Annotated in this window: 17 protein-coding genes and 1 tRNA gene; 15 read left to right on the forward strand and 3 right to left on the reverse strand. The window is 71.9% G+C overall.

Annotated features, from left to right (window positions below; translation table 11 throughout):
- Position 1: 1 nt before the first annotated feature.
- The 4 genes from ACVCAG_RS20960 to ACVCAG_RS20975 are packed head-to-tail and all read left to right on the forward strand — an operon-like array spanning position 2 to position 4,630.
- Positions 2–889 (forward strand): transketolase, encoded by an 888-nt coding sequence (locus ACVCAG_RS20960; RefSeq protein ID WP_447190127.1) that lies wholly within the window; start codon positions 2–4, stop codon positions 887–889.
- Complete coding sequence (locus ACVCAG_RS20965) at positions 886–1,848, forward strand: transketolase family protein (RefSeq protein ID WP_447190128.1); 963 nt, start codon at positions 886–888, stop codon at positions 1,846–1,848. The genes ACVCAG_RS20960 and ACVCAG_RS20965 overlap by 4 nt, the downstream gene beginning before the upstream one ends.
- Positions 1,845–3,476 carry an AMP-binding protein gene (locus ACVCAG_RS20970; protein ID WP_447190129.1) on the forward strand — a complete coding sequence of 544 codons (1,632 nt, stop codon included), beginning with the start codon at positions 1,845–1,847 and terminating at the stop codon, positions 3,474–3,476. Before ACVCAG_RS20965 ends, ACVCAG_RS20970 begins: the two co-directional genes overlap by 4 nt.
- An 8-nt stretch (positions 3,477–3,484) precedes the next feature.
- Positions 3,485–4,630 carry an acyl-CoA dehydrogenase family protein gene (locus ACVCAG_RS20975; RefSeq protein ID WP_440081526.1) on the forward strand — a complete coding sequence of 382 codons (1,146 nt, stop codon included), beginning with the start codon at positions 3,485–3,487 and terminating at the stop codon, positions 4,628–4,630.
- A gap of 86 nt (positions 4,631–4,716) precedes the next feature.
- Here ACVCAG_RS20975 and ACVCAG_RS20980 read toward each other — a convergent pair whose 3' ends face one another.
- The gene (locus ACVCAG_RS20980; RefSeq protein ID WP_440081527.1) at positions 4,717–5,295 is read right to left on the reverse strand and encodes a CGNR zinc finger domain-containing protein; all 579 of its coding nucleotides are present in this window, start codon (positions 5,293–5,295) and stop codon (positions 4,717–4,719) included.
- Between the two features lie 281 nt (positions 5,296–5,576).
- On the opposite strand from ACVCAG_RS20980, the gene ACVCAG_RS20985 reads away from it, so the two are divergent.
- From ACVCAG_RS20985 to ACVCAG_RS21025, 9 genes are all read left to right on the forward strand, one after another.
- Complete coding sequence (locus ACVCAG_RS20985; protein WP_440081528.1) at positions 5,577–7,157, forward strand: aldehyde dehydrogenase family protein; 1,581 nt, start codon at positions 5,577–5,579, stop codon at positions 7,155–7,157.
- A gap of 5 nt (positions 7,158–7,162) precedes the next feature.
- Positions 7,163–7,693 (forward strand): type II toxin-antitoxin system RatA family toxin, encoded by a 531-nt coding sequence (locus ACVCAG_RS20990; protein ID WP_447190130.1) that lies wholly within the window; start codon positions 7,163–7,165, stop codon positions 7,691–7,693.
- Positions 7,680–8,702, forward strand: a complete 1,023-nt coding sequence (locus tag ACVCAG_RS20995) for a ketoacyl-ACP synthase III family protein (protein ID WP_440081530.1) — start codon at positions 7,680–7,682, stop codon at positions 8,700–8,702. Before ACVCAG_RS20990 ends, ACVCAG_RS20995 begins: the two co-directional genes overlap by 14 nt.
- Before the next feature lie 25 nt (positions 8,703–8,727).
- Positions 8,728–9,891 carry a 3-deoxy-7-phosphoheptulonate synthase gene (locus ACVCAG_RS21000; protein ID WP_440081531.1) on the forward strand — a complete coding sequence of 388 codons (1,164 nt, stop codon included), beginning with the start codon at positions 8,728–8,730 and terminating at the stop codon, positions 9,889–9,891.
- A gap of 37 nt (positions 9,892–9,928) precedes the next feature.
- Entirely contained in the window at positions 9,929–12,325 is a 2,397-nt protein-coding gene (locus ACVCAG_RS21005) for a non-ribosomal peptide synthetase (RefSeq protein ID WP_447190131.1), read from the forward strand.
- Positions 12,326–12,633: 308 nt separating this feature from the next.
- The gene (locus ACVCAG_RS21010) at positions 12,634–12,966 is read left to right on the forward strand and encodes a hypothetical protein (RefSeq protein ID WP_344745356.1); all 333 of its coding nucleotides are present in this window, start codon (positions 12,634–12,636) and stop codon (positions 12,964–12,966) included.
- A 7-nt stretch (positions 12,967–12,973) separates the two neighbouring features.
- On the forward strand, positions 12,974–14,182 hold the full coding sequence (locus tag ACVCAG_RS21015) for a 3-hydroxybenzoate 6-monooxygenase (RefSeq protein ID WP_447190132.1): 1,209 nt from the start codon (positions 12,974–12,976) through the stop codon (positions 14,180–14,182).
- On the forward strand, positions 14,179–15,363 hold the full coding sequence (aroC, locus tag ACVCAG_RS21020; RefSeq protein WP_447190133.1) for a chorismate synthase: 1,185 nt from the start codon (positions 14,179–14,181) through the stop codon (positions 15,361–15,363). Before ACVCAG_RS21015 ends, aroC begins: the two co-directional genes overlap by 4 nt.
- Before the next feature lie 114 nt (positions 15,364–15,477).
- Positions 15,478–16,638, forward strand: a complete 1,161-nt coding sequence (locus tag ACVCAG_RS21025; protein WP_447190134.1) for a serine hydrolase domain-containing protein — start codon at positions 15,478–15,480, stop codon at positions 16,636–16,638.
- A gap of 169 nt (positions 16,639–16,807) precedes the next feature.
- Here ACVCAG_RS21025 and ACVCAG_RS21030 read toward each other — a convergent pair whose 3' ends face one another.
- Positions 16,808–17,062 carry a tetratricopeptide repeat protein gene (locus ACVCAG_RS21030; RefSeq protein WP_440081536.1) on the reverse strand — a complete coding sequence of 85 codons (255 nt, stop codon included), beginning with the start codon at positions 17,060–17,062 and terminating at the stop codon, positions 16,808–16,810.
- A gap of 299 nt (positions 17,063–17,361) precedes the next feature.
- A tRNA-Lys gene (locus ACVCAG_RS21035) sits at positions 17,362–17,435 on the reverse strand.
- Between the two features lie 135 nt (positions 17,436–17,570).
- Here ACVCAG_RS21035 and ACVCAG_RS21040 point away from each other — a divergent pair.
- Entirely contained in the window at positions 17,571–18,422 is an 852-nt protein-coding gene (locus ACVCAG_RS21040) for an AAA family ATPase (protein WP_440081537.1), read from the forward strand.
- 31 nt (positions 18,423–18,453) lie between these two features.
- Positions 18,454–19,833 carry a vWA domain-containing protein gene (locus ACVCAG_RS21045; RefSeq protein WP_447190135.1) on the forward strand — a complete coding sequence of 460 codons (1,380 nt, stop codon included), beginning with the start codon at positions 18,454–18,456 and terminating at the stop codon, positions 19,831–19,833.
- Positions 19,834–19,851: the final 18 nt, after the last annotated feature.

The following is a 19,851-nucleotide window of genomic DNA, read 5'->3' on the forward strand; positions in this document are numbered from 1 at the left end:
CGTGAGCAGCACCTCCATCCTGCCGGGCACGACCCCGGCGGGCGAGATGACCGATCCGGCCGCGGTGACGGGCCGGATCAGGGAACACATCGTGAACATGTGCGCGAGTCCCGAGGGCGGGCACCTGGGGGGGTCCATGTCCCTCGTCGAGGTCCTCGCCACCCTGTACTTCCAGATCATGCGCATCGACCCCCGGAACCCGGGTTCGCCCGACCGGGACATGTTGCTGCTGAGCAAGGGACACGCGGGCATCGCCCTCTACGCGACCCTCTGCGAGGCCGGCTTCTTCCCCGAGGAGCGGCTCGCCGACTACGCGCTGCCGGGGAGCTCCTTCATGGCCCACCCCCACGCCGAGATTCCCGGCGTGGAGATGCCGTCCGGCTCTCTCGGCCACGGCCTGGCGCTGGGCGTCGGGGTCGCGCTCGCGGCCAGGCTCGGCCGCTCCGGCCGCCGGTGCTTCGTGGTCATGGGCGACGGCGAGCTCCAGGAGGGCTCGGTCTGGGAGGCCGCGAGCGTGGCCGCGAACCACGGGCTGGACAACCTGACCGCCGTGGTCGACCGCAACCGCCTCCAGATCACCGGCGAGACGGAGTCCGTCGGCGACCTGGAGCCGCTGGCCGACCGGTGGCGGGCCTTCGGCTGGCGGGTCCACGAGGTGGACGGCCACGACGTCGACGCGCTGACCGCGGCGTTCACCGCGCCGCCGGAGCGGGGGCGGCCCACCCTGATCATCGCCCACACCGTCAAGGGCAAGGGACTGCCCTTCATCGAGGGGCAGGCACGCAGCCACTACGCCAAGCTGGGCGACCGGCAGCACCGCCGCGCGCTCTCCGCCCTGCGCGCCACCGCGGAAGACCTGCGCGCCGCCTCGGAAGGAGAGCGGCGATGACCGCCACCACACTGAAGACGCGCTCGTCCCGTGAGGTCTACCGGGACGTGCTCGTGGAACTCATGCCCGCGGACGAGCGGCTGATCTGCCTGGACAGCGACACCGGCCTGTTCAGCGGGGTCGACTTCGGCGAGGCGGGCGACAGGTACCTCAACCTGGGCATCGCCGAGCACACCCTCATGGGCGCCGCGGCCGGGCTCGCCAAGGAGGGGCGCGTGCCCGTCGTGAACACGATGGCGGCGTTCGCCTCGACCCGCGCCCTGGAGGCCGTCAAGGTCGACATCGCGCTCAACAACCTGCCCGTCCGCATCGCCGCGACCCACTCAGGGGTGTCGGGCGGCCATCTCGGCCCCACCCACCACTCGCTGGAGGACCTGGCCGTCATGCGGAACCTGCCGAACATGACCGTCGTCGTCCCGGCCGACGCGGCCACCACCGACGAGCTGTTCCGCCAGGCCCTCGTCCTGCCGGGCCCCGTCTACTTCCGGCTGGGCCGCAACGCCACCCCCGACCTTCCCGACGGCCCGCCCGTACGGCTCGGGCAGGCGCGGACCCTCAGGGAGGGGGCCGACGTCACGCTCGCCGCCTGCGGCCCGTACCCGGTGCTCGCCGCCCTCGACGCCGCGGACCTGCTGGAGCGCGACGGCATCGCGGCGTCCGTGATCCACGTGCACACGGTCAAGCCGCTGGACACGGCCACGCTCGCCGCCGCGGCGAGCGCGACCGGCGTCGTGGTCACGGTGGAGGAGCACTGGCGCGCCGGGGGCTTCGGGGCCGCCGTCGCCGAGAGCCTCTCCGAGATCCTGCCGGTCAGGGTGCACCGGGTGGCGATGCCGGACGCGTTCGTGCCGGTCTCCGGTGGCCAGAGATATCTCCTGGAGCGGGGTGGCATCACCCCCCAGGCCGTCGCCGCGCGGGCCAGGACGGCCCTCGGCAGACCGAGGAGGGACCCCCGATGAAGGACGACTTCCGGTCCGCCGGCTGGTGGCGCGACGAGACGGTCCTCGACGACCTCCGGCGTTCCGCCGCCAGCCACCCGGACAAGCAGGCGCTCGTCTGCTACCGCGACGGCGTCGCCGAGACGGTGACCTACGCCGAGCTCGTCCACCATGTCGACCGTCTCGCGGTGAGCCTGGTGCGGCTGGGCGTGGGCCGCGGTGACGTGGTGACCCTGCAGCTGCCCAACTCGTGGCAGCTCGTCGCGTCGATCCTCGCGTGCGCGCGGATCGGCGCCGTGGCGGGCCCGGTCGTGCCGATCATGCGCAGGCGCGAGGTCGAGTTCATGACCGGGCTCACCGCCAGCCCCGTGTACATCGCGGCGGCCGAGTTCCGCGGCTTCTCGTACGCGGACATGAGCGCCGAGGTCGCCCGCGCCGTCCCCGGCCTGCGCCACCGGGTGCTGCTCGGCGGCGGCAGCGGTCGCGGCGGCGGCATGAGCGGCGCGCTCGACTTCGACCGCGACCTCCTCGGCCCCGATCCCTCCCCCGAGGAGATCGAGGCCCTCGACGCCCTCGAGGCCGGACCGGACGACCCCGCCCAGATCGTGTTCACCTCCGGCACGACCGGTGAGCCGAAGGGCGTCGTGCACAGCCACAACACCCTGTACTCGATGAACAGGGCGCAGGCCGACGTGCTTCACCTGACGATCAGGGAAGTGACGGCGATGGGTTCCCCCACGACCCACCAGGCCGGTTACACCTGGAACTTCCTCATGCCGCTCATCCTCGGCGCGACGGCCGTGCAGGTGGACGCGTGGGACCCGGCCCTGATGCTGCGGATCCTGGAGGAGCGGAAGGTCACGTTCTTCATGGGCGCGCCCACGTTCCTCTCCGACCTCATCGAGGCGCAGCGCGCCTCCCCGAGGGACCTGTCCGCGCTGGCGACGTTCGCCACGGGCAGCGCGCCGATCGCGCCGCTCCTGGTGGAGGAGGCGCGGGAGGTCCTCGGCTGCCGGGTGTACGCCCTGTGGGGCATGAGCGAGAACGGCTGCGTGACGATCACCCGCCCCGAGGACCCGGCGATGCGCGCGGCCGAGAGCGACGGCACCCCGGTACCGGGGATGGAGGTCAGGATCGTCGGCCGCGAGGGCGGGCCGGTGGCCGCTGGGCAGCCCGGCCTGCTCCAGGTCCGCGGCGCCGCCCAGTGCCTCGGCTACTTCCGCCGCCCCGAGGTGTACGCGAAGTCACTGACCGAGGACGGCTGGTTCGACACCGGGGACCTGGCCCGCGAGGACGGCCACGGCGGCATCCGGATCACCGGCCGGGTCAAGGACGTCATCATGCGGGGCGCCGAGAACATCCCCGTCGTGGAGGTGGAGGCGGCCCTGCTGCGGCACCGCGCCGTCAAGGACGTGGCCGTCGTCGGCTACCCGGACCCCCGGCTGGGCGAGCGCACCTGCGCGATCCTCGTCACGGCGGACTCGCCGTCGGATCCCCCGCTCACCATCGACGACATGCGCGGCCACCTCGCCGGCCTCGGCATGGCCAAGCAGTACTGGCCCGAGCGGCTGGAGATCGTGCCGTCGCTGCCGAGAACCCCCTCCGGAAAGATCCAGAAATTCGCCCTGCGCGACCGGCTCCGGGCTTAGGACAGGTCATGGACTTCGAATTCACCAGTGAACAGCAGGCGCTCGCCAAGAGGGTGCGGGAGTTCGCGGCCGACAGGGTCGCCCCGTACCGCCACGAGAGCGACGTGCGACGCGGTTACCGTTCCGGGCTGCTCGCCGAGATGGGCGAGGAGGGGTTGTTCTCGCTGCGCGTCCCCGAGGAGTACGGAGGGCGCGGGCTCGACGCGGTGAGCGCGGGCATCGCCCTGGAGGAGCTGGCGGCGGCGGACCTGTCGGTCTGCTACCCCGTGCTCAACGCCGCCCTCATCGGCGGTGTCCTGGCCGCGAACGGCACGCCGGAGCAGCTGGCGGGCTGGCTGCCGCCGATCGCCACCGGCGAGGCGATCGTCGCGCTCTGCCTCACCGAGCCCGGCCACGGCACCGACGCCGCGGGCATCGAGATGCGCGCCGAGCCCGACGGTGACGGATGGGTGCTGAACGGCGAGAAGACCTCCATCATGCTCGCCGCCTACGCCACGCACGGCCTGGTCTTCGCGCGCACCGGAGAGCAGGGGGCGCACGGCATCACCGCCTTCTACGTCCGGCTCGACGAGGCCAGGGTGAGCCGCGGGGTCCTCTCCGACCTCGGCTGCCGGTCCGGCGGGCGCGGCAGGCTCGTCCTCGACGGCGTCCGCGTCGGCCCCCGGGACGTGGTCGGGCGACCGGGACTCGGCTTCGCCGCGGTCATGCGCGGGTTCGGCGTCTCGCGGGCGCTCATCTCGCTGATGGCACTCGGGGTCGGCAGGGCCGCGCTCGACGAGGCCGTCGCCCACGCGGGCGCCAGGGAGGCGTTCGGCGAGCCCATCGGCAGGTTCCAGGGAGTCGCCTTCCCCCTGGTCGAGCACGCGACCATGCTCCACGCGGCACGGCTGGTGTCGTACGAGGCGCTGTGGCGCGCCGACGGCGGCCTGGACCCGCGGCTCCCCTCCAACATGGCCAAGTGGTGGGCGCCGAAGGCGGCGATGGAGGCCGTTCACCAGTCCCTGCTGACCATGGGCCACCTCGGCTGGTCGGAGGACGGGCCGATCGCGCAGCGGCTCAGGGACGTCATCGGGCTCCAGCTCGCGGACGGCACCGCGGCGGCCACCAAGCTCGTCGTCGCGAGAAAGCTCCTCGGCCGGGAGAACGCACCGTGATCCCCGACGAGGCGCGACCGGATCGGTGACACGACCGGACGAGCCGGGTGGAGGCGGCCGGGCCGCCTCCACCCGGCTCGTCCGGTCTACCCGATCTCGTTGTGCGCCCGCTTCGCCTCGCGGTAGGTGCGCATCTTGGCCCGCGTCCCGCACACCGACATCGAACACCACCTGCTGCCCCGGTTTCGTGACCGGTCGTAGAAGACCCACTCGCATCGGTGCTCGCCGCACGCCTTGAGGCGCTGCCAGGAACCGTCGGCGACGGCATCGGCGACGGACGCCAGCACCGTGGCGAGGGCCCCGCGCACGTCGGTCAGCGCGGGCCGGAGGCCGAGGGTCCCGGCCTCCCCGTCGAACCCCACGACGAGCGGGCAGGCGCGCGCGACGTGCTCGATCGTGCGGCGGGCCTGAGGGTCGGGGGGCCCGCCGTTGTTCTCCCGCAGGAGCGCGCGGAGCGCCTCCCGCAGGATCACGGCGTCACGGCGATCCAGCTCGCCCGGCTCCACCCCCGGGCCGCCGAGGCCGTTGCGTTCCAGCCAGGTGGCGAGGCCCTCCGCGGTGGCGAAACGGTCAGGGCCGAACTCCACGTTGACGCTGTTGACGAACGCCTGCACCAGCGCGAGCGGGCCCGGCGCCACAGCTCTGTCTCCCGGTTGTCGCTTCACCCTGACAAGGTTACTACCGAAAAATGTTTACCGGTAGTGCAGTATCGGTGATTCGACACGCCTCGCCGAGATTCCCGCCCCACCGGCGCCCGGCCACGACGGCACGGACACGATCAGCGAGCCGGAATCTGTTTGTAGTGCCGCGCGCTCCACGGTTCGCGTTCGCATCCCGAGAAGCAGGTCTTATCGCACCCCCGTTGTTCCACCCCTGTTACCGCCTTAGCGTAATTGCTGGTAACTACAAATCCGACCGAGAAATCCGGGGCGCGAAGGGAAACGACGTGACGACCAGGGTCTATCCCGCCTACATCGGCGGCAGGGACATCACCGGCGACAGCGGGAAGTACGTCCACACGGTCACCACGCGGGCCGTCCTGGAGGACACCTTCTCCAGCCTGAGGCTCAAGCGCGACCTTGACCTGGGCGTCGTCGACATCGAATCGGCCGGGGACGTCGTCGCGGGAGCGTGTGCCGTCGCCGACGAGGCGATGGTGGAGCTGGCCCTCGAATCGGCGGCCCGGGCCGCCCCCGAATGGGCCCGCTTCCCGCTCGCCACCCGGATGGAGATCGGGTACCGCATCGCGGAACGCCTCGCCGAGCACCGGGACGAGCTGGTCGAGATCCTGGTCGCCGAGGGGCAGCCCCGCTCCCTCGCCGAGGGCATGGTCGACGGGATCCCCCTCACCGGCTGGAGCCGGGAGACGCTCGGATGGTGCGCCGCGCAGATGCGCTTCGACCGGCACGACGGCGAGCGCGAGATGATCCTGCGACGCGTCCCCGACGGGGTGGTCTGCGTCAACCCGCCGCAGAACGCCGCGGTCGCCAACGCCCTGTTCGGCGTCACCGCCCTCCTGGCCGGCAACGCCGTGGTGGTGCGCGCGCCGCGCGGGATCCCGCTCGCGGTCATGTACACGATGCGGGAGATCGTGGCGCCGGTGCTCGAGGAGGCGGGCGCGCCCCCCGGCACGCTCAACGCGCTCTGCGGGCCGCCCATGCTCGACGCCTGGCTGGCCAGCGAGCACGTCGACGACATCGTCTACATCGGGGGCAGCAAGAAGGGTCTGGCCCTGGAGCGTGACTGCGTCGCGGCCGGCAAGAAGCCCATCCTGGAGCTCGCGGGCAACGACTGCTTCGTGGTCTGGCACGACGCGGACCTGGACGTCGCGGTGGAGAGCCTCACGCAGTTCTTCACGCAGTCTGGCCAGATCTGCAACGTGCCCAACCAGGTGGTCGCCCACCCCGCGATCGCCGACGAGCTCGTCGAGCGGCTGACCGTGGCCGTGCAGAAGATCCAGCCCGGATACCCCGAGGAGCGCGGCGTCGTGCTCACCCCGGTCCTGATGGTCGACGCGTTCCACGCCTGCGTCGCCCAGGCGCTCGGGCAGGGCGCGACGCTCGTCCACGGCGGCCGCCGCCTGGAGGCGGACGGATCCGCGTCGGAGACCGGGTTCTTCCTGGAGCCGACGATCCTGCGGGTCGACGGGCTCCGCGACTCCAGGTCGCTGTGGGTGGTACGCGACGAGACGTTCTTCCCCCTCCTGCCGGTCATCGTCCCCGAGGCCGGCGGGACGGACGACGACCTGCTGGAACGGGTCATCGAGTTCGTGAACGGCAACGCGTACGGCCTGCGCAACTCCTTCTGGGCCGCCGACCCCTCGGTGATCGACCGGTTCGCCGAGGGGGTCACGAGCGGCGGCCAGCTCAAGATCAACGACTCGCACGCCGGCTTCCTGCCGTTCCTTCCCACCCACGGCGGGACCGGCCTGACCGGCGGCGCCTTCGGGGAGGCGAACTACCTCATGCTGCGCGCCTCGCACCTGCAGGGCGTCAGCATCGTCCGCCCGGCGACCGATACGGAGTAAATACCATGACATCTCGCATTTTTAAGGCCAAGGTGTGGTGCTCGGCCGAGGATCTGATCGAGCAGCTCGGCGACGACCGGGCGTTCCCGTCGTGCGCCCCGGACATCCTCTCCGTCGAGGACCTCGGCGGCGGGCTCCGCCAGTGGGTCCTCGCCTTCCGCGGCGGCACGGCCGAGTGGGTCCAGCACAGCCGCCACCTGATCGGCGCGCAGCCGTACCGGATCGAGTTCGAGCAGGTCACCGGCGACTTCCACGAGTTCAGGGGCTCCTGGACGACCGAGGACCTCTCCGAGGGCTGCGAGGTCACCTTCCAGGTGGACTACTCCACGAGCGTCCCGCACCTGGCGGGCGCGATCGACACGGCCGTCGGACGGGTGCTGCTCCGCAGCGTCCGGCGGATCCTCGACGGGATCTGCGGGCCGATCCACGTCACCGCGGGCGGCGAGTACCTGTGGGACGTCCCCGAGACCTCCGGCGCCGCCGCCACCTCCGGCACCTCCGGCACGGAAAGGACGCTCAGCGATGCGATTCGATGACATCTGGATCTCCGGCACGGGCGGCACGCTCGGCGACCTGGTGCCGATAGGCCGGGCCGTCGAGGACGGCTCCTACTCGGCCGAGGTCGCGGAGAGCACCGGGATGGTCTCCGTCTCCCAGTCCGCGGACGCTCCCCCCGAGATGGCCGTGACCGCGGGAAGGCAGGCGCTCAAGGAGGCCGCGGCCTGCGGGACGGAGATCGGTCCCGACACGCTCTACCTGCACAGCCACAGCCACTTCCAGGGCGTCGACATGTGGCCCGCGGCCTGCTGGATCGGCGGGGAACTGCTGGGCACCCGGATGGCCGGGATGCCGATGACCGTCTCGGCGGCGTCGAACGGCTCCCTGGCCTGCCTGGAGATCGCGGCGAGCATGCTGGCGGGACGCCCCGAGCTCCCCTCCGCCCTCATCACGGTCGCGGACCGGTTCGCCCCGCCCACCGACCGCTGGTACCTCTCCCCCGGCATGGTCTTCGGTGACGGCGCCGCGTCGGCGGTGGTCACCCGCGGCGGTGGCCGGCTGAGGCTGCTGTCCTGCGCGTCGGAGACCGACGCGGCCCTCGAAGGTCTCTCACGCGGCGACGAGCCGTTCCGTACGGCCCCCGAGCCGCGGCCCGACATGAGGCGCAGGACCCGGGAGTTCCTGGCCCGCGGCGAACTGTCGCTGCGCGACGTCCGCGCCAGGTCGGCGGCCGGGACCGCCGGCGTCGTCTCCCGGGCGCTGTCCGACGCCGGCCTGTCCATGGACGGGATCGACTGGCTCGTCACGCCGTTCGTCGGGCGGGCCCTGTTCAAGGAGAGCTTCGTACGGCCACTGGACGCCGTCCCCGGTAACACCCTGGCCGAGCTCGGGCTCACGATCGGCCACCTCGGCCCCGCCGACCAGCTCTACGGCCTGGACCACCTGTTGAAAGAGGATCTTCTGGAGCCTGGGAACCGGGTGCTCCTCATCGGCACCGGCATGGGATTCACATTCTCCGCGGCCGTCCTCGAGGCGCGCGACGCCTGATCACTCCACAGGAAGGAACCCCGTCATGACCGTCACCCAGACCCCCGACGCGTCTCCCACCCCCTCCCTCGACTCCCGTGTCACCCCGGTCGAGCCGCTTCTCCCGCCCGCGACGCTGCGGGAGGAGATCCCGCTGTCGCCCGCCGCCGGGGAGACCGTCCTCAACGGCCGGTACGAGGTCGCCCAGGTGCTGAGCGGCCAGGACGACCGGCTCGTCGTGGTCGCCGGCCCGTGTTCCATCCACGACCCCCGCGCCGCCCTGACCTACGCCGAGCGGCTGTCCGACCTCGCGCGGCAGGTGTCCGGCTCGCTCGTGGTCGTCATGCGGGTCTACATGGAGAAGCCGCGGACCCGCCTCGGCTGGAAGGGGCTCATCAGCGACCCCCACCTCGACGGCTCGCACGACCTCAACAGCGGGCTGCGCCTGGCGAGAAGCCTGATGGTGGACGTCCTGGAGACCGGCCTGCCGATCGGCTGCGAGTTCCTCGACCCGCTGACCCCCCTCTACTTCTCCGACGCCGTGTCCTGGGGGTCGATCGGTGCCCGCACCGTCCAGAGCCAGGTGCACCGGCAGCTCACCAGCGGGCTCAGCATGCCCGTCGGCATCAAGAACGCGACGAGCGGCCACGTGGAGGACGCGGTCGACGCCATCGTCGCGGCCTCCAAGGGGCACGTGTTCCCGGGCATCGACGACGAGGGCGTCGCCTCGATCGTCGCCACCAGCGGGAACCCCGAGTGCCACGTCGTCCTGCGCGGCGGCAGCACGGCCCCGAACTACGGACCCTCCGACGTGGCGAACGCCCTCGAGCTGCTGGGGAAGGCGGGACTGCCCCAGCGCCTCTTCATCGACGCCAGCCACGGCAACAGCGGCAAGGACCACGAGCGGCAGCCCCACGTCGCCTCGGACATCGCGCGGCGGATCGCCGGCGGGGAGACCGGCATCGCCGGGATCATGCTGGAGAGCTTCCTGGCCGCCGGCCGGCAGGACCTGGTCCTGGGGCGGACGGACCGCCTCGCGTACGGGCAGAGCGTGACCGACGCCTGCGTGGACTGGGAGCAGACCACCCGGATGGTCGAGGAGCTCGCCGAGGCCGCCGAGACCGGGCGTTCCCTCCGGCGGGCCGGTGCCGAGAACACCCCCCTGCTGGCCGAGGCCGCTCTCCCCGCCTCGCTGCCGGCCCTTGCCTGAGCCCCTGTCCCACGCTATCTCGAGAGGAACGATTCCCATGGAAACGACCAACTCGTCGCTTCCCCTCGCCCGTCCCGCCGGTGACGACCCGAACGGGGAGCCGCACCGGCACCCCATCCCCGTCCCCGAGAAGGCCGTCCCGCACCGGGAGACGTTCGCGGTGGCGGCCCTGGCCGGTCTGCTCCACCGTTACACGGGGGAGACCGAGCTGCTGATCGGACGGCGGGCGCGACGGGGTCCGGCCGGGACCGTCCGGCTGCGGGTGTCGGGGGACACGACCGCCGCGGACCTGCTGTCCGCGATCGCCGCCGCGCGGGCGGAGCCGTTCGACGGCGAGGCCTGTCACGCCGTCGTCTTCACGGGAGACGCGCCCGCGAACGGCGTCCCCGCGAGCGACGGCTTCGCGAACGACGGCTTCGCGAACGGAGAGGAGGCGGGCCCGCGTGCCGCGCTGACCGTGCTCGTCCGGGACGAGGGCGGCTTCGAGCTCGTGATGTCCGGGGCGGAGTTCGACGCGGACGCCGCCGCCCAGTACGCGCTGCACCTGGGGCGGGTCCTCGACGCCCTGGCGGCCGACCCGGCCGTCGCGCTGCGGGACGTCGCCCTGCTCACGGAGGAGGAGTCGCGGCGCATCCTGGTCGACTGGAACAGGACCGACGAGCCCGTGCCCGACCTCTTCTTCCACGAGGTCGTCGCGGACATCGCGCGCCGGACGCCCGACGTGGTCGCGGTGGCCTGGCCCGGTGGCCGTCTGACCTTCCGCGAACTCGACGACCAGGCCAACCAGCTCGCCCACCGGCTGGCCTCGGCGGGGGTCCGCCCCCGCGACCGGGTCGGGGTCTGCTTCCCGCGCGGCGCCGAGAGCCTGATCGCGCAGCTCGCCTGCTTCAAGACGGCGGCGGCGGCGATCCTGCTGGACCCCGAGTTCCCCGACGACCGCGTCCGCTTCATGATCGAGGACGCCTCCGCCGTGGTGGTGCTGACCATGAGGGCCCACGAGTCCACGGTGTCCGGGATCTGCCCGGTGCTCTCGCTCGACGACGCGGACTGGCGCGACGAGCCCACCACCCCGGTCGGCGAGCGGGTGGAGGCCGGGGACCTCATCCACATCTGCTACACCTCCGGCTCCACGGGGGTGCCCAAGGCCGTCATGGTGCCGCACGGCGCGGCCCGCAACCTCATCTACAGCATGCGCGTGATCTGCGGCATCACCGAGAAGTCCCGCGGGACGTGGCTGGCGGCGCCCGGCTACGGCATGGTGGAGGTCGAGTGCTTCTCGGTCCTGGCCGCGGGCGCCACGGTCCACATCCCCGAACCGTCGGTCGTGACGTCGCCCGAGTGGCTGCGCGACTGGCTCGTCTCGGAGCGGATCACCCACACCCTGCTCATGAAGGCCATGGCCGAACGGCTGTGGACGCTTCACTGGCCCGCCGAGACCGAGCTGGTCAACATCAGGATCTGCGGCGAGCGCGTGCAGTCGTGGCCCTCCGCCGACCTGCCCTTCCACGTGTTCAACCTGTACGGCTCCGCGGAGGCGACGGTGGTGGCCACGTGCGACATCACCCAGCTCGGCGTGGACCTCGGCGAGGAGGGGCGCGCCCACCGCCTGCCCCCGATCGGCCGGCCCACGCCCAACGTCAAGGCGTACGTGCTCGGCGAGAACCTCGAAGTCCTCCCGCCGGGAGTCGTCGGCGAGATCTTCGTGGCCGGGGGGAGCCTGTCGCAGGGGTATCTGGGCCGGCCCGAGGCCACCGCGGAGAAGTGGCTCGCCAACCCGATGGACCAGGTCCGCCACCCGGTGCTGTACCGGACGGGCGACGTGGCGCGCTACTGGACCGACGGGAGCATCGAGATCGTCGGCCGTACCGACAACCAGATCAAGGTCCGCGGCAACCGGGTGCACCTCGGCGAGATCGAGGCCGTCCTGGCCGCCCAGCCGGGCGTCGGCCAGGCAGCGGTCCTGGCCAGGAAGGACGGTCAGGGAGACGTCCAGCTGGTGGCCTACATCGAGCCGGGCTCCGGGCCCGTCCCCGAGGTGCGGGACGTCCGGGCGGCGCTGCAGCAGACGCTTCCCTCGTTCATGGTGCCGGCGGCGTACGTCATCGGCGGTCTCCCGACGACGACGAACGGCAAGATCGACCGGACCGCGCTCCCCGAGCCGCCCCGGTCCCGCCCGGACGTCGGCAGCCCCTACCAGGAGCCGCGCGACGACATCGAGCGGTCCCTGCAGCAGATCTGGGCGAAGACGCTGGAACTCGAAGGCATCGGCATCCTCGACAACTTCTTCGAGCTGGGCGGGGACTCCCTGCGCGCGGCCCGCCTGACCGAGCGGATCCGCGAGGTCTTCGACGCCGACGTCGACATCGACGACCTGTTCGACAAGGCCAGCATCGAGCGAATGGCCCGCACCATCGCGGAGGCGAAAAAGGGCTGACCGCTGATTCACATACGAAGAAACCGATGAAAAGGACCGGCCCCGGCGAAAGACCGGAGCCGGTCCTCAACATTTCCCCTATCCCTACCGGCCGTTTTCCGACGCCCGCTCATTCCCGCTTGAAACCTTTTACGATCACTGTTTCTTCTTGTTCGCATCATGAGAAGAATGTCTTATCACCGGCCCGTTGTACCGCCCTGAGCTGGGGATTACCGTACTAGATGACAACCGAAGAATGGCCGTTCACCCGGGAAACAAAACACCCGCTAAAACGGCACGAAGAATCGAATTCCGGAGGTGTCACGCGTATGCAGGCCGCGGTCGTCTGGTGGGATCTGCGGGACTCGGACCAGACCGTCGAATCGCTCCGCGCGTTTCTGCGCGACGAGGCGGTGGACCGGTTCGCCACGATTCCCGGGCTGCGCCTGAAGTTCTGGATATCCGACCGGAGGAGCGACCGCTGGGGCGCCGTGTTGCTCTGGGAGTCGGCGGAGGCCGCGGCGGTTCCGCTGCCGGCCAGGGCCGCCGAACTGATCGGATTCCCGCCCGTCCAGCGCTCCGTCTTCGAGGTGGAGGCCACCACCGAGGGCATCTTCGACATCGCCGAACTGGCGGGCCGTGGCCTGGCCCTGGAGGGATGACGAGGACATGGCGAAGATTCTCATCGCCGGTGGTGGCATCGGCGGCCTCGCGGCGGCGCTGGGCATCGCCGATCGGGGACATCGGGTGACCGTGCTGGAACGCCAGGCCACGTTCGCCGAGCTGGGCGCCGGCATCCAGCTGGGGCCGAACGCCTTCCACGCGCTCGGCTGCCTCGGGGTCGGCGAGGCCGTGCGCAACCGGGCGGTCTTCATCGACGAGCTGCGCTTCATGGACGGCACGACGGGCGAGCGGGTGGCCAGCATGCCGCTGACCGGCGCCTACCGGGGACGGTTCGGCAACCCGTACGCGGTGGTCCACCGGGGCGACCTGTACCAGCCGCTGCTCGACGCCTGCCGCGCGTCCGGCGACATCGAGCTGCTCGGCGGCCGGCAGGTCACCCGGTACGAGCAGGGCCCGGCCGGTGTCACCGCCGTCACGGACGCGGGAGAGCGGTTCACCGGCGCCGCCCTCGTCGGGGCCGACGGCATCCGCTCGGCCGTCCGCCGGCAGCTCGTCGGGGACGGCGGGCCCCGGATCTCCGGGCACACCATCTACCGTTCGGTCATCCCCATGGAGAAGGTCCCCGAGGAGCTGCGCTGGAACACCGTCACCCTCTGGGCGGGTCCGAAATGGCACTTCGTCCACTACCCGATCGGCGGCGGCAGGTTCCTGAACCTGGCCGCCACCCGGGACGACGGCGCCCGCGAGGAGGTCGCCGGCGAGCCCGTGGACGGGTCCCGCGTGCTGGGCGAGTTCCCCGGCCTGAGCGACACGGCCCGCGACCTGCTGGAACTGGGCGAGGAGTGGAGGACCTGGGTCCTGTGCGACCGCGACCCGGTCGACCGCTGGACCGACGGGCGGGTCGCCCTGCTCGGCGACGCCGCGCACCCGATGCTGCAGTACGCCGCCCAGGGCGCGTGCATGGCCCTGGAGGACGCGGTGGTGATTGGCAGGCTGCTCGACTGGGACGAGGACGCGATCCCGCAGCGCCTGGAGAAGTACAACGCCGAACGGCGCGAGCGCGCGGCGAGGACCCAGCTGGTGGCCCGCGAGCTGGGGACGCGGCTCTACCACCCGGCGGGTGCCGAGGCGCGGGCGCGCAACGAGATGCTGTCCTCCCTCACCGTGGACGACCTGCACGACAGGGTGGCCTGGCTGCACGGCGCCCGCGACTTCGGCCGCGCTCTCAGCCTCAGCGCGGGAGCGTCCCGATGAGCAGGCTGCGCTGGCTGACCGCCGGGGAATCCCACGGACCCGCCCTGGTGGCGACCCTGGAAGGGCTGCCCGCCGGTGTGCCGGTCACCACCGGGATGCTGGCCGACGCGCTCGCCAGGCGGCGGCTGGGGTACGGCCGGGGCGCGCGGATGAGGTTCGAGCGGGACGAGGTGACCGTCCTCTGCGGCGTACGGCACGGGCTGACCCTGGGCTCACCGGTCGCGATCATGGTGGGCAACACCGAGTGGGCCAGGTGGGAGCAGGTCATGGCGGCCGACCCGGTCGCCCCCGAGGCGCTGGAGGGACTGGCCCGCAACGCTCCCCTGACCCGGCCCCGGCCCGGCCACGCGGACCTGGCGGGCATGCAGAAGTACGGTTTCGACGAGGCCAGGCCGATCCTGGAGCGGGCCAGCGCGCGGGAGACGGCGGCGCGGGTCGCGCTGGGCGCGGTGGCCCGTTCCTACCTGCGGGAGACGGCCGGGATCGAGCTCGTCTCGCACGTCGTGGAACTGGCCTCCGCCAGGGCCCCGGGCGGGATCCTCCCCACCCCCGGGGACGCCGGGAGACTGGACGCCGATCCGGTGCGCTGCCTGGACGCGGACGCGAGCAAGGCGATGGTCGCCGAGATCGAACAGGCCCACCGGGACGGTGACACGCTCGGCGGCGTGGTCGAGGTCCTCGCCTACGGGGTCCCCGTGGGGCTCGGCTCCCACGTGCACTGGGACAGGCGCCTCGACGCGCGGCTGGCGTGCGCCCTGATGGGTATCCAGGCGATCAAGGGCGTCGAGGTCGGGGACGGCTTCGAGCTGGCCCGTACGCCGGGGTCGAGGGCGCACGACGAGATCGTGCCGACGAGCGAGGGCGTCAGGCGGGCTTCGGGGCGTTCCGGCGGGACCGAGGGCGGTCTGAGCACCGGCGAACCGCTGCGGGTGCGGGCGGCGATGAAGCCGATCGCGACCGTGCCCCGGGCCCTGGCCACCGTGGACGTCACCACCGGCGCCCCGGCGCGGGCCCACCACCAGCGGTCGGACGTGTGCGCGGTCCCGGCGGCCGGGATCGTGGCCGAGGCGATGGTCGCGCTCGTCCTGGCGGACGCGGTGGCGGAGAAGTTCGCCGGGGACTCGGTGACCGAGACCCGCCGCAACCTCCGGGGCTACCTCGACCACCTGCCCGTCACCTGACGATCGAGGTAGCACCAGCTGTACCAGGAGTCTCCAGCTCGCGGGATCGAAGTGATGATCTCCCCCGCGACATGCTTCAGGGGTCGGCAAGTGACCCTCGAACAAGGAGTTCCGATGTACAAGCTCTCCTCCCCCCGCTCCCGCCTCCTCGCCCGCGCGCTCGCCACGACGATCGCCGTCGGCGTCGCCGCCGCCCCGGTCGCGGCGTCGGCCTCGGCATCCACGGCCGCCGGTTTCGACGACGGTGTGCAGAAGTCACTCGACGGGTTGATCGGCAAGGAGTTCCCCGGCGCGCTGGCCTCGGTGCGTGACATCGACGGGCGCGTCACCGGCTACACCGCGGGCGTCGGCGACCTGAAGACGCGGGAGGAGGTGCCGGCCGACGGCCGGGTGCGCATTGGCAGCAACACCAAGACGTTCGTCGCCACCGTCGTGCTGCAGCTCGTCGGCGAGGGGAAGATCAAGCTGGACGGACCGGTCGAGAAGTACCTTCCCGGGCTGGTCCGCGGCAAGGCCGGCGACGGCCGTGAGATCACGGTTCGCCAGCTCCTCCAGCACACCAGCGGCCTGCCCAACTACACCCGCTACATGCATCAGGACTTCTTCAAGATCCAGCACCGCTATGTCGAGCCCAGGGACATGATCGACGTGGCGCTGCGGCACAAGGCGTCGTTCAGGCCGGGCAAGGGCTGGGAGTACAGCAACACCGGCTACCTGCTGCTCGGCCTGGTCGTGCAGAAGGTCACCGGCCGGCCGATCGCCGAAGAGGTCACCAGGCGGGTCATCGACCGTGCCGGGTTGCGTGACACCTACTGGCCGGGCGTCGGCGACCAGACCGTCAAGGGCCCGCACCCCCGCGGCTACACGGTCAGGAAGCCCAGGGGCGAGTTCGTCGACATCACCACGATGGACCCGTCCTGGGGTGGCGCGGCCGGCCAGCTCATCGGCACCCCGAACGACCTCAATACCTTCTTCCTCGCCCTCCTGGACGGCAAGCTGCTCAAGCCCGCGCAGCTGGCGGAGATGAAGAAGACGGTCAAGGCCCCCGGGTTCCCCGAGGGATGGCGGTACGGGCTCGGCGTGGTCAAGATGAAGCTGAACTGCGGCGACACCGCGTGGGGCCACGGCGGCGACATCGACGGCTACGAGACCCGCAACGCCGCCACCACCGACGGCCGGGCGGTCGCGGTCGCGGTGACCGCCCTGCCCGGCACCGAGGCCGGAGCCCTGAAGGTCATCAAGGTCACCGACGACGCCCTCTGCGGCGCCAAGTAGCGGGTGGCCGCCCCGCGTGCCCCCGCACCGCCCCGGCGGCACTCGGGGGTGCCGGCATCCGTGGAACCGTCCGGCCATCCGTGCACGGACGCCGCGCCGGACGGTCGCGTACGAGCGCACCCGAACCCGGAGACGCCTGTGAGCATCCCCGCCGGACGTTCCCCTGTCCTCAGAACGGGGGTTCGTCGACGAGCGTGCCGGCCGTGCCGGCCCAGAAGGTCTCGTCCTCCGGGGGCTCGGGCCTGCGCTGGAGGACCGCCACGGCGTCCTTGACGCGGCCGAGCTCTATGAGGTGACGGGCCAGGAGGCCGCTGTCGGCGTCCGGGTGCCGTTCGAGGAGGGCGACCGTCTCCTCGGTGCGTCCGGCGCCGGCCTCGCTCCGTGAGCAGCCGGGCCCACTCCCGTGCGCAGAACCACTCCCCACGCCCGGCATGGAACTCGACCTCCCCCACGTGACCGAGTTCGACCAGCCGGGAGACCAGGTCCGGGGGAATACAACCGGAGAGCGTCCGGACCCGATAGTCAAGATCGGCAGCATCCATGACACCGCACCCTAGCCCCGCCTCCGGCACGACCGGACGCCTCACGATGGTTGCCGGTGATCGTCCTATCGGCGTGGCGGCGTTGGAGCCGACACGGGCGACGAGCCCATGCGGGAACGAGACGCCAGAAACGCCGACAGCGCACCTGCGAAAATCGCCGGTGCGCTGGTCGGACGTGCTGTGCGCCGCCAGGGACTCGAACCCCGGACCCGCTGATTAAGAGTCAGCTGCTCTAACCAACTGAGCTAGCGGCGCTTGAAGCCCTTGAAGAATAGCGCACATCGGGCGGCGCTTCGAAATCGGCGACCGCCGCCGGCCGAAGGCGATCGCGGGGCGGAGACGATCACCGGCTAAGCTAGAACAACATTCGGTCCTGTACTGGGAGCACATATGTGGTTCGCCTCACCGAGCGACGCCGGCGAGCGGCTCGACGCCGTCGACTACCTCCCCGACGCCTCCATCTCGACCTCGGTCTTCCTGGCCGGAGCGCTCGGCAAACCACTGCTCGCCGAGGGGCCCGCGGGGGTGGGCAAGACCCAGCTCGCCAAGGCCGTGGCGGCGACGACCGGGGCCCGGCTGGTCAGGTTGCAGTGCTACGAGGGGCTGGACGAGGCCAGGGCGCTGTACGAGTGGAACTACAAGAAGCAGCTGCTGCGCATCCAGGCCGGGCAGGGCGAGGACTGGGACGCCACGCATGACGACATCTTCACCGAGGAGTTCCTGCTGGAGCGGCCGCTGCTCGCGGCGATCCGGTCGGAGACGCCGGTGGTCCTGCTGATCGACGAGATCGACAAGGCCGACGTCGAGGTGGAGGGACTGCTGCTGGAGATCCTGTCCGACTACCAGGTCACGATCCCCGAGCTCGGCACGATCGCCGCCGTGCGGAAGCCGTACGTGGTGCTGACCTCCAACGCGACCCGCGAGCTCTCCGAGGCGCTGAAGCGGCGCTGCCTCTACCTGCACCTGGAGTACCCGACGCCGGAGCGCGAGCGCGACATCGTGCTGGCCCAGGTGCCCGCGATCGAGGCGAGCCTGGCCGAGCAGCTCGCCCGCACGGTCGCCACCCTGCGCGCCCTGGAGCTGAAGAAGTCGCCCTCGATCGCCGAGACGATCGACTGGGCCAACACCCTGATCGCGCTGGGCAGGACCGAGCTCGACGAGGCGGCGATCGGAGCCACCCTCGGCGTCGTCCTCAAGCACGCCTCCGACCAGACCCGGGCGCGCAAGGAACTGGCCCTGTGACGGGCCCGGTCCACGGGAAGGGAGGCCGGAGGTGAGCCTGCTCGACCGGCACGTGGGGTTCGTGCACGCGCTGCGCGAGGCCGGGCTGCCGGTTTCGCCGGCCGAGGGCCTGGACGCGGCCAGGGCGCTGGCGGTGATCGACCTGGCCGAGCGGGAGTCGCTGCGGGCCGCGTACGCCGCGACGCTGGTCAAGCGGCCCTCGCACCGGCCGGGCTTCGACACGCTGTTCGACCTGTGGTTCCCCGCCTCGACGACCGGACTGCAGGCGCCGCGCGCGGCCCATCCGGACCTGCCAGGCCTGCCGGGCCTGCCGGACCTGGAGACCGCCGAGGTCTCCGAGCTGCGCGACCGGCTGGCCGGGCTGCTGCTGGGCGCCGAGGGGATGAACGAGTTCGCGCGGGCGATGGTGGAGCGCTTCGGCCGCCGGCCCGCGGGCCCCGGCAGGCAGAACTGGTTCTCCTACCCGGTGATGCGGACGCTCTCTCCCGAGACGCTCATGGCGCGGCTGCTCGCCGAGGTCCTCGCGGGCCGGGAGCGCGGTGGGCTGGCGGAGAGGGTCGCCCGGCAGCGGATCGGCGAGAACACCAGGCGCTTCGAGGACGCCGTTTCCGCCGACGTGCGCCGCCGGATCGCCGAGGACTCCGGGATCGAGCGGATCGCCCGCTCCGCGGTGCGCCCGCCGCTCGAACAGCTCGACTTCCTGCGGATCACCAAGGCCGACCTGGCCAGGCTCCGCCGGGAGGTCCACCCGCTCGCCCGCCGCCTCGCCGCCCGGCTGACCGTCAAGCACCGGCTCGGCCACCGTGGCCGCCTCGACTTCCGCAGGACCGTACGGGCCTCGCTGTCCAGCGGCGGGGTGCCGCTCACCACCTTCAACAGGCCGCGCCGCCCGCACAGGCCCGAACTGGTCGTCCTGTGCGACACCAGCGACTCGGTCGCCTCCTTCGCGCACTTCACCCTGCTGCTGACGTACGCGCTGCGCGAGCAGTTCACCAAGGTCCGCGCGTTCGGGTTCGTGGACACCGTGGACGAGATCACCCGGTTCTTCGTACCGGGCGCCGACGTGGTGGAGGCGATGACCCGGCTGACGAAGGAGGCCGACATGGTGCGGTTCGGCCGGACCGACTACGGCCACGCGCTGGAGCGGTTCGCCGAACGGTACGGCGACGCCATCGGGCCGAAGACGTCCCTGCTGATCCTGGGCGACGCCCGGTCCAACTACCAGCCGCCCGCGCTGGAGACGCTGAGGCGCCTGGCCGGGGGTGCCCGGCACGCCTACTGGCTCAACCCGGAGCCGACCGCCCAGTGGGACAGCGGCGACTCGCTGGCGACGGCGTACGGCGGGATCGTGCCGATGTACGAGTGCCGGAACGCCGCGCAGCTGGCGGCCTTCATCGAGGAGCTCGTCTGAGAAAAGGGCGGCGGGCGC

This window comes from Streptosporangium sp. G12 (assembly GCF_052983175.1).